The sequence below is a fragment of the Pseudomonas sp. 2995-1 genome (genome assembly GCF_002742505.1).
Lineage (GTDB): Bacteria > Pseudomonadota > Gammaproteobacteria > Pseudomonadales > Pseudomonadaceae > Aquipseudomonas > Aquipseudomonas sivasensis.
Map to the genome: position 1 here is coordinate 1 of NZ_LJSA01000105.1, position 248 is coordinate 248.

Annotated in this window: 1 protein-coding gene; it reads left to right on the plus strand. The window is 36.3% G+C overall.

The features are described from left to right. Nucleotides 1-248 (plus strand): hypothetical protein (locus AOA61_RS31720; protein WP_218197306.1); only part of this gene is annotated, 248 nt, incomplete at both ends.

A 248-nucleotide genomic window follows, 5' to 3' on the forward strand; every position in this document is an offset into this window, starting at 1 on the left:
CATTAATCATGATCTCATTAATTGAAGCAATTAAACTAGCAAACCCTTTAAAATCATTTCAATTCATTATCAATCACAGATTAGATAAATTGGCTCCTAAATTAGGAGAAAAGGTATCCGCATCTCCAGACCTCATCGACCAAGTAACGTCGTACTATTTAACCTACAACGAAGCTGCAATTGTTGAAGACTTCCTTCACACAGCTGTTAGACATGTACCTGTAAGTGAACAAGATACTGTGGAACAG